This is a genomic window from Ottowia flava (genome assembly GCF_008017535.1).
In the GTDB taxonomy this organism is placed as follows: Bacteria; Pseudomonadota; Gammaproteobacteria; order Burkholderiales; family Burkholderiaceae_C; genus Ottowia; species Ottowia flava.
This window is the reverse complement of sequence record NZ_VRUA01000001.1, coordinates 167628-182232: the sequence shown is the minus strand read 5'-3', so window position 1 is coordinate 182232 and position 14605 is coordinate 167628. Positions and strand designations below refer to the sequence as shown.

11 protein-coding genes are annotated in these 14605 nt (G+C 65.7%); 2 read left to right on the top strand and 9 right to left on the bottom strand.

Going from position 1 to position 14605, the window contains the following annotated elements; all coding sequences use genetic code 11:
* Positions 1-159: 159 nt before the first annotated feature.
* Positions 160-1362: a DesA family fatty acid desaturase gene (locus tag FVQ98_RS00795; RefSeq protein WP_255507559.1), complete on the top strand. Its 1203-nt coding sequence runs from the start codon at positions 160-162 to the stop codon at positions 1360-1362.
* 142 nt (positions 1363-1504) lie between these two features.
* Here the strand turns inward: FVQ98_RS00795 and FVQ98_RS00790 are convergent, their stop codons facing one another.
* From FVQ98_RS00790 to FVQ98_RS00765, 6 genes are all read right to left on the bottom strand, one after another.
* The gene (locus FVQ98_RS00790; RefSeq protein ID WP_147911513.1) at positions 1505-2095 is read right to left on the bottom strand and encodes an IMPACT family protein; all 591 of its coding nucleotides are present in this window, start codon (positions 2093-2095) and stop codon (positions 1505-1507) included.
* A 57-nt stretch (positions 2096-2152) separates the two neighbouring features.
* Positions 2153-3223 carry a 3-isopropylmalate dehydrogenase gene (gene leuB, locus FVQ98_RS00785; RefSeq protein ID WP_147911512.1) on the bottom strand — a complete coding sequence of 357 codons (1071 nt, stop codon included), beginning with the start codon at positions 3221-3223 and terminating at the stop codon, positions 2153-2155.
* Positions 3224-3459: 236 nt separating this feature from the next.
* Positions 3460-4104, bottom strand: coding sequence for a 3-isopropylmalate dehydratase small subunit (gene leuD / locus FVQ98_RS00780; RefSeq protein WP_147911511.1), 645 nt, complete (start codon positions 4102-4104; stop codon positions 3460-3462).
* 56 nt (positions 4105-4160) lie between these two features.
* Positions 4161-4355 carry an entericidin EcnAB gene (locus FVQ98_RS00775; protein WP_147911510.1) on the bottom strand — a complete coding sequence of 65 codons (195 nt, stop codon included), beginning with the start codon at positions 4353-4355 and terminating at the stop codon, positions 4161-4163.
* A 66-nt stretch (positions 4356-4421) separates the two neighbouring features.
* Positions 4422-5876: a 3-isopropylmalate dehydratase large subunit gene (leuC, locus tag FVQ98_RS00770; protein ID WP_147911509.1), complete on the bottom strand. Its 1455-nt coding sequence runs from the start codon at positions 5874-5876 to the stop codon at positions 4422-4424.
* A 45-nt stretch (positions 5877-5921) separates the two neighbouring features.
* Positions 5922-6881, bottom strand: coding sequence for a LysR family transcriptional regulator (locus FVQ98_RS00765; protein ID WP_147911508.1), 960 nt, complete (start codon positions 6879-6881; stop codon positions 5922-5924).
* Positions 6882-7672: 791 nt separating this feature from the next.
* Here FVQ98_RS00765 and FVQ98_RS00760 point away from each other — a divergent pair.
* Positions 7673-8281, top strand: coding sequence for a class I SAM-dependent methyltransferase (locus tag FVQ98_RS00760; RefSeq protein ID WP_147911507.1), 609 nt, complete (start codon positions 7673-7675; stop codon positions 8279-8281).
* A gap of 674 nt (positions 8282-8955) precedes the next feature.
* Here FVQ98_RS00760 and FVQ98_RS00755 read toward each other — a convergent pair.
* The 3 genes from FVQ98_RS00755 to FVQ98_RS00745 are packed head-to-tail and all read right to left on the bottom strand — an operon-like array spanning position 8956 to position 14605.
* On the bottom strand, positions 8956-10212 hold the full coding sequence (locus FVQ98_RS00755; RefSeq protein ID WP_147911506.1) for a hypothetical protein: 1257 nt from the start codon (positions 10210-10212) through the stop codon (positions 8956-8958).
* A 2-nt stretch (positions 10213-10214) separates the two neighbouring features.
* Entirely contained in the window at positions 10215-13919 is a 3705-nt protein-coding gene (locus tag FVQ98_RS00750) for an SbcC/MukB-like Walker B domain-containing protein (protein WP_147911505.1), read from the bottom strand.
* A complete protein-coding gene (locus FVQ98_RS00745) occupies positions 13916-14605 on the bottom strand; it encodes a DUF4194 domain-containing protein (RefSeq protein WP_147911504.1) in 690 nt (229 codons plus the stop codon). Before FVQ98_RS00745 ends, FVQ98_RS00750 begins: the two co-directional genes overlap by 4 nt.

Genomic DNA, 14605 nt, shown 5'->3' with positions numbered 1-14605 from the left:
TGTTGCAGGGAAAAACCCGGTCCTGGCGCGAGACCCCGTCCCTACAATCGAACCTTCTGGCTACAACCGCCTCTTACCGGCTCCGGGCAAGGATCGACCCGGCACGCCGAACACTGACGGGGACAACGGCTTCCCCGGTATCCGAAAGTACTCGACTCAATGAACTGGTTTCTCGATGCGCCGATGCTGAACGCCACGGTGGACTGGCTGGCCGGCGGCCTGCTGGATCTGGCCTGGTGGCAAGTGCTGCTGATCGGCCTGGTGGCCACGCACATCACGATCGTCAGCGTCACGCTGTACCTGCACCGGCATTCAGCGCACCGCGCACTAGATCTGCACCCGGTGCTGCAGCATTTCTTCCGTTTCTGGTTGTGGATGACAACCGGCATGACAACCAAGGCGTGGACCGCCATCCACCGCAAGCACCACGCCAAGTGCGAGCAGGCCGAAGACCCGCACAGCCCGCAGATCCACGGCATCCGCAAGGTGTTCTGGCAGGGCGCGGAGCTGTACCGCGCCGAGGCCGCCAACGCCGAGACGATGTCGCGTTACGGTCACGGCACGCCCAACGACTGGGTCGAGCGCCACCTGTACAGCCGCTACTCGGCGCTTGGGGTCAGCCTCATGCTGATCATCGACGTGGCGCTGTTTGGCGCCTTGGGTGCGGCGCTGTGGGCGATGCAGATGGTCTGGATCCCGTTTTGGGCGGCCGGTGTCGTCAACGGCATGGGGCACTACTGGGGTTACCGCAATTTCGAAGCGCAGGACGCATCCACCAACCTGACGCCCTGGGGCATCGTGATCGGCGGCGAGGAGTTGCACAACAACCACCATACGTACCCGACCTCGGCCAAGTTCTCGGTCAAGCCGTACGAATTCGACATCGGCTGGTTCTACATCAGCCTGTTGAGCAAGCTGGGCCTGGCCAAGGCCAAGAAGATCCCGCCTCGCCTGGCCTATGGCGAGATGCGCCCGGTGGCCGACGAGAAGACGCTGGAAGCGCTGATCGCCCACCGCTACGAGGTGATGGCCGGCTACGCCCGCCACATGCGTGCCGTGCTCGCGCAGCAGACCCAGTCGGCCAGCCCCAGCCGCGCCCTGCAGGCCGCGCGCCGCTGGCTGCACCGCGACACCGACAAGGTGCCCGCCACCGCCGCTCCGCAACTGGCCGAAGCCCGCGCCGCCTACCCGGTGCTGGACCAGATGGTCACCATGCGCGAAGAGCTGCGCCAACTGTGGCTGAACACCGGCCGTACGCGCGAACAGCTGGTCGCCGATTTGCAGGCCTGGTGCCATCGCGCTGAAGCCAGCGGCATCGCCGCGCTGCGCGAGTTTTCGCTGAAGTTGCGGGCGATGGCGTAAGACGCCAGCGCCAGGAGGCGGCCGGCGCCGCTCCTGGCAAAACCTTCGGTGTCCACGACAAGCCGCCCGCGAGGCGGCTTTTTCTCGCCGGTGTGCATTGCGCTATCGGGCTGGACTCAGGCGACGCCGGCGCTGCTCGCTTTCACTCCGCTGCTGGCAGCACCACCAAACCGCCGTGGCATTGCGCCGAAAGCGCCTGCAGCCACCCGTCCGCTTCCGCCAACGGCAAGCGCACTCGCCAGTGCACGCGTTCCCCGTGTTGCACGTCCAGCAACTGCACGCCGTCTGCCAGCGCGCGGCGCACCAGGCCTTCGTGCACGTAGTCGCAGGCAAAGCGCAGCTCGGTCAGCGCCACAGCTTCTTGCTTCTCGGCCGTCAGCAAAGCCTGCGCGACCGCGTCGGTGTAGGCACGCACCAGGCCGCCCGCGCCCAGCTTCACGCCGCCGAAATAGCGCACCACGGTGGCCAGCACCTGGTGCAGGTTGTGGTGGCGCAGCACTTCGAGCATCGGCCGCCCGGCCGTGCCGGAGGGCTCGCCGTCGTCCGCCGCGGCCGACTGGCCGCCCGCCATCAGCGCCCAACACACGTGGTTGGCCTTGGGGTGTTCGGCGCGCAAGCCGGCGACGATGCGCGCGGCCTCGTCGCGGCTGTGCACCGCTTGCACGCAGCCGATGAAGCGGCTTTTCTTGAGGATCAGCTCGCTGTGGCAGGGCGCGAGCAGGGTGTAGGGCATCGGGGTGACAGCGCCAGCCGGGCCGTGCCGCGCTGGCGCAGGAGAGGGCTCGGCGCCTTACTTCAGCGCCTTGACCACCGCATCACCCATCTCGCGCGTGCCGACCTTGGTCGTGCCTTCGCTGTAGATGTCGGGCGTGCGCAGGCCTTGGGCCAGCACGGCTTTGACGGCGGTTTCAATGCGGTCGGCGGCTTCGGGCTGGCCGAGGCTGAAGCGCAGCATCATCGCGGCGCTGAGGATGGTGGCCAGCGGGTTGGCCACGCCCTTGCCGGCGATGTCGGGTGCGCTGCCGTGGCTGGGTTCGTACAGGCCTTGCTTCTTGTCGTTCAGGCTGGCGCTGGGCAGCATGCCGATGGAGCCGGTCAGCATCGATGCCTCGTCGCTCAGGATGTCGCCGAACATGTTGCCGGTGACGATCACGTCAAACGCCTTGGGCGCCTTGACCAGTTGCATGGCGGCGTTGTCGACGTACATGTGGTCCAGCGCGACGTCCGGGTAGTCCTTGTGCACCTCGGTCACCACGTCTTTCCAGAACTGGAAGGTCTCCAGCACGTTGGCCTTGTCGACGCTGGTCACCTTCTTGTTGCGCTTGCGCGCGGCTTCAAAGGCGACGCGGGCGATACGCTCGATCTCCGGCTTGGAATAGCGCATGGTGTCGAAGGCTTCCTCGGTGCCCGGGAAGTGGCCGTCCGTGGCCGTGCGCTTGCCGCGCGGCTGGCCGAAGTAGATGTCGCCCGTCAGCTCGCGGATGATGAGGATGTCCAGGCCGGCCACCAACTCGGGCTTCAGGCTGGAGGCACTCACCAGCTGTTCATAGCAAATCGCCGGGCGGAAGTTGGCGAACAGGCCCAGCGCCTTGCGCAGGCCCAGGATGGCCTGCTCGGGCCGCAGCGGGCGGTCCAGCGTGTCGTACTTCCAATCGCCCACCGCGCCAAACAGGATGGCGTCGGCCGACTTGGCCAAGTTCAACGTGGCTTCCGGCAGCGGATGGCCCGACGCCTCGTACGCCGCACCGCCGACCGGCGCCGTTTCCATTTCGAACTTCAGGCCCAGCGCGTTCAGCACCTTGACGGCTTCCGCCGTGATTTCCGGACCGATCCCGTCGCCGGGAAGAATGGCGATCTTCATGGTATTTTGCTTCTCTTTTAATAGCTGCCCGCGCAGATTGCAGTAGCGCTAGAGCCTGATTTGATTAAAAAACGGGGATTTGGCCCACCAAGCTTACCGCAGGCAAGCGGTGCCGCCCGTGGCACCCACGCCCCCACCAGCGAACGCCGTCGCCGCACCCGCGGCGGCGACCGGCGTTGTCCCCCTTCCCGCGAAGCGAGAGAAGGGGGAAGCCGCGTCAGCGGCTCAGGGGGATGTCACACCGTATGCGCCAGCCAGGGCTTGGTTGCCAGCCGGTTGGCTTCAAAGGCCTTGATCTTGTCCTGCTGGCGCAGGGTCAGGCCGATGTCGTCAAAGCCGTTCAGCAGGCAGTACTTGCGGAAGGGTTGGACGTCGAAGGGGATCTCGCTGCCGTCGCCCTTGACGATGACCTGACGCTCCAGATCAACGGTGAGCTCGTAGCCGGGGAAGGCGGCGACTTCGTCAAACAGCTTGGCGATCGTGGCCTCGGGCAGCACGATCGGCAGCACGCCGTTCTTGAAGCAGTTGTTGAAGAAGATGTCGGCAAAGCTGGGCGCCAGGATGGCGCGAAAGCCGTACTGCTGCAGCGCCCAGGGGGCGTGCTCGCGGCTGGAGCCGCAGCCGAAATTCTTGCGCGCGATCAGCACGCTGGCGCCGGCGTAGCGCGACTGGTTCAGCACGAAGTCGGGGTTCGGCTTGCGGCTGGCCGGGTCCATGCCCGGTTCGCCCTTGTCCAGGTAGCGCCATTCGTCGAACAGGTTGGGGCCAAAGCCCGTCTTCTTGATCGACTTGAGAAATTGCTTTGGGATGATGGCGTCGGTGTCGACGTTCTCGCGGTCCATGGGGGCCACAAGGCCCTGGTGTACGGTGAATTTTTCCATGTTGATTCCGTTCCGCCATCACCCGGGCACCCCTTGCGGGGGCGCCCTCAGATGGCTTATTTGCCTACTTCCTTAACCTTTTCGCCGGCTTTTTCGATGCCTTGGCCAGCCTTGTCGAGGCCCGTGCCGACGGCGTTGGTCACGGTGCCGGCGTTTTCCTTGGTGTCCTTCTTGGCGCCTTGCCAGGTACTGCCGCAGCCGCCCAGGGCGAGTGCAGCAGTGACGAACAGCAGGGGAAGAATGCGTTGCATGTGAAGCTCCTTGTAAAAAATAGTACTCAGGACTTCAGCGTAGCAAATTCCCCGGCCGCCCGTCCGTCAGACAAAACGCCGAACGTCGACGAAGTGCCCGTGCACGGCTGCCGCGGCGGCCATGGCCGGACTGACCAGGTGCGTGCGGCCACCGTTGCCCTGGCGGCCTTCGAAGTTGCGGTTGCTGGTGCTGGCGCAGCGCTCGCCCGGCTCCAGTCGGTCGGCGTTCATGGCCAGGCACATGCTGCAACCCGGTTCGCGCCATTCAAAGCCGGCGGCGGTGAAGATCTTGTCCAGGCCTTCGGCCTCGGCCTGCTGCTTGACCAGGCCCGAGCCCGGCACCACCAGCGCCTGCTTGACGTTGCCGGCCACCTTCTGGCCCAGCTTCTTGACCACGGCGGCGGCTTCGCGCATGTCTTCGATGCGGCTGTTGGTGCAGCTGCCGATGAAGACCTTGTCCACGCGGATGTCGGCCAGCGCCTTGTTGGGTTCCAGACCCATGTAGGTCAGCGCGCGCTCGATGGCGCCGCGCTTGTTGGCGTCTTTTTCCTTGTCGGGGTCGGGCACGCGGCCGTCAATGCCCAGCACCATCTCGGGGCTGGTGCCCCAGGTAACTTGCGGCAGGATCTCGGCGGCGTTCAGCTCGACCACGGTGTCGAACTTGGCGCCTTCGTCCGAATGCAGGGTGCGCCAGTAGCCCACGGCCTGGTCCCATTCCGGGCCGCCAACAAACTTACCGGTGGCCGAATCGGTGCCGGGCGACAGCAGGCGGCCTTTGACGTATTCGACGGTCTTGTCGTCCACCGCGACCAGACCGGCGCGCGCACCGGCTTCGATTGCCATGTTGCACACCGTCATGCGGCCTTCCATGCTGAGCGCGCGGATCGCGTCGCCCGCAAATTCAATGGTGTAGCCGGTGCCGCCCGCCGTGCCGATCTTGCCGATGATGGCCAGCACGATGTCCTTGGCCGTCACGCCGGGCGCGGTTTGGCCGTTCACGCGGATCAGCATGTTCTTGGCCTTCTTGGCCAGCAGGGTTTGCGTGGCCAGCACATGCTCGACCTCGCTGGTGCCGATGCCGTGCGCCAGCGCGCCAAACGCGCCGTGCGTGCTGGTGTGGCTGTCGCCGCACACCACCGTCATGCCGGGCAGGGTGGCGCCGTTTTCAGGGCCGATCACGTGCACGATGCCCTGGCGCTTGTGCATGAAGGGGAAGAAGGCCGCCGCCCCGTTGGCGCGGATGTTGGCGTCCAGCGTGGTGATCTGCTCTTTGCTGATCGGGTCTTCAATGCCGTCGTAGCCGCGCTCCCAGCCGGTGGTGGGCGTGTTGTGGTCGGCGGTGGCGACCACGCTGCTCACGCGCCAGACCTTGCGGCCGGCTTCGCGCAGGCCTTCAAACGCTTGCGGGCTGGTCACTTCGTGCACCAGGTGGCGGTCGATGTAGAGGATGGCGGTGCCGTCCTCTTCGGTGTGGACGACGTGGTCGTCCCAAAGCTTGTCGTACAGCGTGCGTGCGGTCATGGTGTCGTGCTTCGTGGGAATGAAATCGAGGGTTGCGAAAAAAACTCAGGCCGCGTGCGCCAGCGGCGGATCGGCCTGCAGGTGTTCATCGGCCTGCAGGTGGTCGACCAGCGCCCGCGCAGTCACGGGCAAGGTCTTGAAATCGCGCGCAATCAGGCGGATGTCGCGCCGCGCCCAGGCGTCGGTGAGGGGCACGGCGTGCAGGGCGCCGGCGGCGCGCATCAATTCAAACGCGCGCGCCGGCATCACGCCCACGCCCAGGCCGTTGTCGATCATGCGGCACATGGCGTCCAGCCCGGTCACGCGGATGCGCAGGCGAATCGCCCGCCCGGCCTGCGCCGCCGCCTGGTGCATGGCCAGCGCGATGGAGCTGCCAGCGTGCAGGCCGACGTGGTCAAAGTCCAGGCTTTCTGCGAATTCGATAGCTGGCTGCGCAGACAGGGCGTGGCCTGCAGGCACCACCAGCACCAAATCGTCGTGCCGGTACGGCAGCGACTGCAGCGCCGCGCCACCGGCCGCCAGCGCGCTGGCGTTGCAAATGCCCAGGTCGGCCGCGCCTTCCTGCACGGCGCGCACCACGTCGGCGGACAAGTGCTCTTCCAGGTCGATCTTGACCTGCGGGTGCGCGCGCACAAAGCTGCCCAAATCGTCCGGCAGAAACTGCACGATGGCCGAAATGCTGGCGTGCACGCGCACATGGCCGCGCACGCCGTCGGCGTATTCGCTCAGCTCGCTCTGCATTTTTTCCAGCCCATACAGCACGTTGCGTGCGTGGTGCAACAGGCTTTGACCGGCCGGCGTCAGGTCGACCCCGCGCGCATGGCGGTAGAGCAGGGGCGTGTCCAGCGCCGCTTCCAGGTCGGCCAGGCGCTTGCTGACGGCCGACGCGGCGATGAATTCCCGCTCGGCCGCCTTGCCGATGCTGCCGGCCTCGCACACGGCCACGAACAGCTGCAAGCTGGTCAGGTCGATGCGGCGGGCAAAGCTGCGTTCGGTGAGTTTCATAGTGGGCGGGTTGTGGCTTCTTGCTTCAAGAAGGCTTTTTGCCATTCTCTCAGCAAAACCAAGTCAGGGCATCGCGAATGGCGATGGGTAGATGGCGCAGACGGAATGTCTGCCGGCCGGAGCGAGCGGGCAAGCGGTCAGCGCGGGCCGACCGCGCGCGGTGGGCGTAGCGGCACAAATCCAGTCAAATCGGTCTCTGGCCCTACAACCACCTGCGCAACCAGCTTCTCTTTGTATAGCAAGCAGCGCCTTCATCCCACCTGCTTCGCTGCCCGCCCGACTTGTCCCCGCGTCCTGTGGGCTGAGCTGTGGAAGGCCTTCTGGACAACCCTGGCATCCCGCGCCCCGCTTGGCTTGGCGGGCGGTGCCTCTTGTTTGGGCAGTGGGCTGTTGGCGTCGATTTGACCTGTTTGTACCCGGATGATTTGACGGGCTCTGCACAAGGCGCCGACTTGTACCCGCGCGTTGTGGGCGGACTTGTTGAAAAGCGTGGGGGCAAGTGCCGAAAGCCGCGCCGGCATTGGGCTGGCGGGGCGTGCCTATTCTTTGGGCAGCGCGCGGGGCCGCGCCGCATCAGGTATGGTGTCGGCCCGAAGCCGCGCGCCGATGGCGTTCGCGTCGCCGCACCCCGCACCGGCCACGCGCTGCGGCGATCAAGTGCCAGCGCACCTGCGCAAGCCGCGTAGCCTGCTCTTGAATCGGTAGCTGCCCGAGCAATGTCCTCTGGGGCCAACGCCCAGTTCCCTGCCCAAAGTGGGTCGCTGCTGCCCACCCGCTTTCACGGACCGACCATGCAATCCGCCTCCGCCGACATCTTTGACGCCGCGTACTACGAACGCTTCTATTTCGACAAGAAGACCAGCGTGGTCGACCCCGCGCACATGGACCGGCTGGGCGCGTTCGTCGCCGCCTACCTGCAGTACCTGCGCGTGCCGGTGCGGCGCGTGCTGGACGTGGGCTGCGGCATCGGTCTGTGGCAAGGACTGATCGCGCGGCACTTTCCGGATGCCAGCTACCATGGCGTGGAACTCAGCGCGTATTTGTGCGAGCGCTTCGGGTGGCAGCAGGCGTCCGTCGTCGACTACGCCGCGGACGAGCCGTTCGACCTGGTCATCTGCCAGGGCGTGTTGCCCTACCTCAGCCCGCCCGATCTGCGGCGAGCGCTGGCCAACCTGGGCCGGCTGAGCCGCGGCGCACTGTACGTCGAAGCAGTGGCGCGCGAAGACTACGAACGCGACGTGATCGACGAAGAGTTGACCGACGCGCGCCTCTTTCGCCACCGCGCCGAGCTGTACCGGCGCGGCCTGCGCCCGCACTTCCACGAACTGGGCGGCGGCCTGTGGCTGAGCCGCAGCGCCGAGGTGCCGCTGTTTAAGCTGGAGCACTTGGGCGGGCGTTAACTGCGGCACTGCGCGATGGGCGATTTGGCGGGCCGAGCCCACACGCGGCATCCGCTGTCTGATGCCATGGCGCGTGACAACCTGTGTCAAATTGAATGGATGCAAAGGCCACCGATATGCCAAACCCCTACCCGCGTCGTGCTGGTGCGCGCCTCGCTGCCACGTGGTGGCGGGTCGCACCCTTGGCGCTGACCTTAGCCGCCTGCGGGGGGTGACGGGCAGGACGCCCCGCCGCCGCAAGCCTGCGCCGAGACCGGGCCATACGCGTGTCAATCAGGCGAAACCGAGCCGCTTTACGGCTTTCAATGGGCGCTGCGCTACGCTGGCAACTACTTCACGGCCCATTCAGACGCCGGCGCCTATGGCGGCGGGAGCGCGCAGTCCACCTGGCTCTGGCTGCAAGGCAACACACGCCGGGCGCGGCGTGCCAAGGTGGCGTTGCCGTGACGCTTGCGCATCACGGCCTCCAACTCAGCGCGCTATTCGAGCGTCAATTCTGTTCTTTGCACGCCCTGATATCTGGCGTCAATGCATTCGATTTCAAGGATTCAGTGGACTAGCGAGGTGCAAGCCTATATTCCTTCGTGATGTACCCCCGAACACAACTCGTTTGGCTGTGGCGCGATAACATACCGCCGCGGCGTTGGGCACTGTGCCGTAGTTGGCGCAGAGCATCAGCTCGATCCATCGGCAACCTGTAGGTCGAAAGCCTCTTGGTCGACGAAACGCCCCTCGCTGCGCAGAATGGGCAGCAATACGTTGTCAGCATAAGGACAGCCGGTGTGGCCGGGATCCGTTTGTTTGGCCTTGGCTGCCCATTCGGGGAAGTGGCCTGCACCAGCCTCAAGCAGCCTCACCAATTGCCCGTAGCCGGTGCGCCAAGCGCCGAGTTGGGGAAATACCTCGCGCAGAGTCGCCAGAATCTGCATGCCCGAATGGTCGAGGTCGCCAAAGAAGGACATCGGCACTACTGGCGGGTCATCGCGCCCGCCTTCCCCTGACTGGAATAACCACGCCTCGATTTGGTGCCGCGCAATTGGGGGCGCCGAGGTGCGCAGGTACAGACGACAACCGGCACGTGAACGCAATCTGCGACCGCTGCCCCGGAAACCCGCTGCATAGACCAACAGGCTATTCGCCCAGGCGGAGGCACGTGTGTCGGCCATGTGCTCGAAGGTCACCAGGTTCTCGATGAACAGCACGTCCTGGAAGGCTCTGCCACCGTCATTGGTGCCGCCAGTTGGACTCCAATGCGGCGGAGCCAGCAACAACTGGATCGGCGCCTCTGCGAACTGGCTCGACGTCGCGCCCAGCAGCCTCAGCAGTTCCTCGCGGTGGTCCAGCACCTTGGAGCGGCCCTGGAAGGCGCGTGCAGAGGCTTCGCGCAGGGCCATCGCTTGGCCCGATTGGCACAACGTGGTCAAGATGGCGAGGCTGCGGGTGGCCTCCTCCACCGGCAGTCCTTCCATAGGGATCAATGGGCTGCGGGCCAGGTGGTCCAGCACGGCGGCCGGATCGGCAGGTGCTTCCATCGGATTCGCCGTCCAGTGTGCGGCCAAGTGCGCTCGCCATTGCTGCCGCCAGCGTTGGGCCTGCGGGGTGTACCGGGCCCACGCCGCCAGAGCGCCGAAATCGCACAGCTCCAGCCGGGGTCTGCGGTCGCTGAAGCTGGCGAATGCGCGGGGCGCTTCCAACAGCAAGGCGACCCAGCCCGTGGCGCACAGGTCATCGAGTTGCATGCGGAGCAACAGGATCTGGTCAGCATCCACGGCATCGTGCAACTCGGGTGCAGCCTTGCGATCCAGCGGCAGGCGCACCGGCCCCTCGGCTGTGCTGCGCTCAGCCTTGGCGAGCAGCAACCGGGCCAGCCGCAGCAGGAAGGGATGTGGCTGAGGCGGATTGGACAGCGAGGACGATTCGGACGTGTCCATGGTCAGGGCGAGGGCCTGCGTTCATCCAGGCTTGCGCGGGCATCTTCGGCCGGCAGACCTGGGGGCTCTTCTTGGGCCTGTTGAGCGATCCACTGGACGCGCGCCGCCTGGCGGGCCTGTTCGGCATGTGCGCTCCACAACCGGGCCAGGGCCGGACGGTTGAGTGTTTTCTCCTGCGCGTCGCTGATGAAGAGCTCTTGACCATCGCGTCGAGCGATCACCTTCGAGAAAGTGAACTCCTTGTCGAACTCGGGCTTGACCGCGCCAGATTTGGACGTGGGCATGGCCACGATGAGTTGCAGACCCAGTGTCTGCGACAGGAACTGCAGCACGTTGCGCGAGCGCGTTTCGTCCATCTTGGAGAAAGCCTCATCGCTGAGCATCAGCCGCAGGGCGGGCGCCTCGCGGCGGTCGCGGCCGAAGTGCCCGAGCGCATGGGCCAGCACGGCTGAGCGCACCACGTAAAAAGGCGTTTCCAGCTCGCCGCCCGAACCCGTGCCCCAGGTGGACAGCCGCGTGGTACCCACCGGGCTAGTGCGCAGGATGTCGTAGCGCCGGTAGTTGCGGTAGTCCGCCAGTTCGCGCAGCGCGCGTTCGCTGGCGCCCTGATCGTTGGCCAGCAGCAGGCGGCGAATCTCTTCCGCGGTGGCGCGCTGTTCGTCGCTGAGTCGCGGCGAGGTGAAGATGGAGCCGCGGTCATGCTCCAGTCCTTCGACCGCGCTTTCCACCGCCTCGAAGAAATCCTGCACTTTCTGCATGCGCGGCACCCAGTCCCATTCCAGCCTGAAGGTGTCGCTGCCGAAGCGGATGTCTTGCAGGTGGCGGTTGAGCCGCTGCAGCGTCAGCGCGCCCTGCTTGACATCGTCGCGCACCTTGAAGCAGAAGCTGCTGGTGAAGACGTGGTTGAACTGGCCTTCGGCGTCGCGCAGGGCGCGCGCGTTGTCCGCCAGGCCGATGGCGCGCTGGCGCTGGGCCTGCTCGGCAATGGCGGTGCGGGTGCGTTCGACCAAAGGAAGCAGCTCTTCGAGTCGATCGACATTGCGGGGCGGGTCGATCCAGACGAAGCGCTCGCTGTCGTCGCGCGCCCCCGACAAGTAAGTGCCCACGGCCTGGGCCAGTTCGCGCAGTGTGCGGGGAAGGCCTTCTCGCAAGCTCTGCACGCGGTGGCGCAGCGCGTCCAGACTGGTTTCTGGCTTGGCCGCCAGTGTCTGGGCTTCGTCCAGCAATTGAGGCTCTGTAGCCAGGGTGGGGCCAGCACCCGCGAAGCGCGAGGCCCAGACTGTGGCGTTGGCGCAAGCGATGTCGAGATCAGGCAGGCGGGCCTCCAAATCGACCTCACGCCTGTGCAAGCCTCCCAAGGCCAGTTTCGTTGCGCCCATCTGCTCTTTTTCATCGCTGTGCTGCGCCCGCACGCCATTGATGCGCCCATTGAGGTTTTTCTGCTCGGCCAGTAGCGCATCGATAGCCGACAAGTCCAGCGCCTGAAGTGCCTGTTCAGCATTGGCATGCTGGGACTGGCTTTCCAACACGGCGAGCAGCAAGGGAGTCAGCGGCGTGAACACGGGGCCATTGAACATGCGGGTGATCGCGAGCAGCGACTGGCGTAGCGCCTGCAGTGCACTCGTCTCTTTTGCCAGGCGTTTGAGTTCGTCCTCACACCATTGCCGGCGTCGCTGGCGCGCGCCTTCACCGAAAGCCAGCTCGCCATCGGGTGCGTGGCAGGAGAACATACCGTAGCCCCGGCTGCCCAGACCTTCCTCCATCAGCCCCTGTGGGGTGCGCGCCAACTCTTCTTCGGTGTCCACCTTGCGCACGCGGCCATACTGCGCCATCAGGAAGGCATGACCCACAGGGTGCTGGCAGATCAGTTCGTGCAGCACGGCCCGGGCCTCCAACTGGCGGCCTTCGGTGTCTTCCATTGCCTTGCGGCCCTGTACGACCTTGGGCGAGCGCACGCGGTAGTGCTGCTTGACCAGCCGTGCGCAACGCGCCTCCATGCCCGCTTCAACGATGATGGCGAAGCGGTCGCCGCCCATATAGCCTTCGATGGCGTTTTGCCAGCGGGTGCCAGGGCGCGGCTCTACCAATTGCGCCAGCAGGTGGGGGTGGGCTGAAGGAAGCTCACGCTCGATCAGTGCCACCGCATCATGTGCATCCTTCGGGCCTTGCGCTCGGCCGGACTGCAAGCGGCGCAGTTCGGCATCGCGCTGTTCGGTGCCGTCCTTCAAATGGTTCAACTGCACGCCCACGTCGGTCAAGGCCTGCAGCACCGCGCCTTGCACCGAGGCCTCGCCGTCGTGGAGGCCCTGGCGCAGGCTGGCCAGTTGCGTATCAAAGGCTTCCAGCTCGAAGGCGGGCAGCACCACGTCCAGCAGCGCATCGCGCGCATAGGCCTGGGCCAGGGCCGGCCAGGGTTTGAGAACTTGGTGCGCGGCGGGGCGCAAGGCTTGTACGGCCGCAGCCAGCTCCGGGACGGCAGACAGGTCCAGCGCCAGCAGTTGTTTGAGCTGCGCGGCCATGCCGGCGATGCCGCGTGCGGCCTCCTGCACGTGGCTCCAGTGCAGGCGGAACTGGTCTGCCTGCAGCCGGATCTGATTTTCCAGTGCCTGCTTCTCGCGTGCCACGTCGCTGTCGTCAAGGCGCTTGTCCACCCCGCGCAATTGTTCGCGCAACTGGGTCTCCTGCGCTTCGAGTGAGGCAAGCTTCTCCTGCAGCTGTACCTGCTTCCTGTCCTGCGCGGCGATCTGGCGCTGCACTGAGGCTAGTTCATCCTGTGCCTCGCTGCGTGTGCGCAAGGCATGTGCGATGGTGGTGGTGACGAACCGCCGTGCCTCATCAATGACCTGGTCCGCGCTGCCCTGGGCGGTGTTGAGCCGCTCCAGATTCAACGCCAGGCGCTCAGCCTCCAGCTTGAGGCTGGCGATGGAGCGCATCAGCTCGCGCATCTTGTCGAGGTCTTTGCTGAAATCGTGCGGTTCCAGGATCTCGTCGCGCACCAGGTCGTTGACATTGCCCAGTTCCTTGTAGGCCATGGCCTTGACAAGCGACTTGGCCGCGCGCGTGGCATCGTGTTCGCCCACCGCTGTCTTGCCCATCAGCGCGCCATAGAGATGTTGCAGGTAGCCGCCCTTGTCGGGAAAACGCTGCACCACCGCGGCAGCTTTATCGGCATGGGCCTGCAGGCAGTGCTGGAGTTGCACGTACAGCTCCTTCAGCGGCAATGGCGAAGCGATGAGTGCCCCGCCCGCCCGGCGTGCCAGATGGTCCAGCGACAGCGACCGGCGCACGATGAAGAACTGGGGTGTGCCCTGGAGGACGGCGCGCCGGCCGTCCTCGAAAGCCTCCACGCCTACCAATGCGGTGAAAGGCTCGACCTGTTCGCCTGCCTGTTCGGAAGCTTCGAAAACGATGCCGGCGTAGCTGGTCGAGCGGGTGCGCAAGAACACACCATCGGCTTGCTGCCCAAGGGCATAGGCGGCCAGCGTGCGCGGCTCCTTGCCGCCACGCCGACTCTGCGTGGATTCGTCCTGGCCGATGTTGAACTGCACCACATGCTGGTGCGCTGCCGTCAGCACGGTCTGGATGGCGTCGAGCAGCGTGGACTTGCCCGACCCCGACTCACCCGTCAGCAACACGGCGTCAGCGAAGGGCCATTCGCGGTCTTCCAGCGAACCCCAGTGCCACGTAAGCAGCTTGGCGATCTTCATGCGCCGTCCGCGGTGGCTGATTTGACGGCGAGCGCAGGGGGAGTCTGGCGCCCCACTATCCGCAAAGCCTCTTCCAGGGCCTCGTCGCTGACGAAGCTCATCACCGGCCGCAGCACGGCCAAGCCCATCTGCATGTCGCCGGCGTCGTCGCCCTCGACGAAATGCAGCACACGGTGCTTGCGCAGTTCGCGCAATAGAACCATGCGCTCGCTGGCCGCATTGGGCAGTTTGTGCGCCAACAGCGACACCACCGCTTGTGACAGATCTTCCAGGCTGATAGCCAGGCGTTCGTCCACCAGTGAGCGACGTCCGGTGAGCGCCTCCGTGTAGAGAAAACGCAGGGCGATCACGGCAGCCACGAAATCACGCGACAGTCGGGCGCGCAGGCGGCGCACTCCGTCTTCCTCGTCGTCGCCACCGCCTTCGCCGGGTGGGTATAGCCGCAGCAGGCGGGCATCGCTGTCGTGAGCCAGCACGAAGCCGATGCAGGCGAACCATTCGCGCAGCAACTGCTCGCATTGGATGGCGTCGTCGTACAGCGCAGCCTCCGGGCGGGAATGCTCGCGCCACACCACACCGCTCGCCAGCAGCCGCCCGGCTAATTCGGCGAAGCGTGCAGGTTTGACGTTGGCGGCGCCTTCGGTCGCCAGCCTCTGTTCGATGTACTGAGCCACGGATTGCAGCAT

Coding starts and splice junctions, on each gene's coding strand:
- FVQ98_RS00765 (WP_147911508.1), bottom strand. CDS start 6,881: ATGAAACTCACCGAACGCAGCTTTGCCCGCCGCATCGACCTGACCAGC.
- leuB (WP_147911512.1), bottom strand. CDS start 3,223: ATGAAGATCGCCATTCTTCCCGGCGACGGGATCGGTCCGGAAATCACG.
- leuD (WP_147911511.1), bottom strand. CDS start 4,104: ATGGAAAAATTCACCGTACACCAGGGCCTTGTGGCCCCCATGGACCGC.
- FVQ98_RS00745 (WP_147911504.1), bottom strand. CDS start 14,605: ATGCTGCAATCCGTGGCTCAGTACATCGAACAGAGGCTGGCGACCGAA.
- FVQ98_RS00760 (WP_147911507.1), top strand. CDS start 7,673: ATGCAATCCGCCTCCGCCGACATCTTTGACGCCGCGTACTACGAACGC.
- leuC (WP_147911509.1), bottom strand. CDS start 5,876: ATGACCGCACGCACGCTGTACGACAAGCTTTGGGACGACCACGTCGTC.
- FVQ98_RS00795 (WP_255507559.1), top strand. CDS start 160: ATGAACTGGTTTCTCGATGCGCCGATGCTGAACGCCACGGTGGACTGG.
- FVQ98_RS00755 (WP_147911506.1), bottom strand. CDS start 10,212: ATGGACACGTCCGAATCGTCCTCGCTGTCCAATCCGCCTCAGCCACAT.
- FVQ98_RS00775 (WP_147911510.1), bottom strand. CDS start 4,355: ATGCAACGCATTCTTCCCCTGCTGTTCGTCACTGCTGCACTCGCCCTG.
- FVQ98_RS00750 (WP_147911505.1), bottom strand. CDS start 13,919: ATGAAGATCGCCAAGCTGCTTACGTGGCACTGGGGTTCGCTGGAAGAC.
- FVQ98_RS00790 (WP_147911513.1), bottom strand. CDS start 2,095: ATGCCCTACACCCTGCTCGCGCCCTGCCACAGCGAGCTGATCCTCAAG.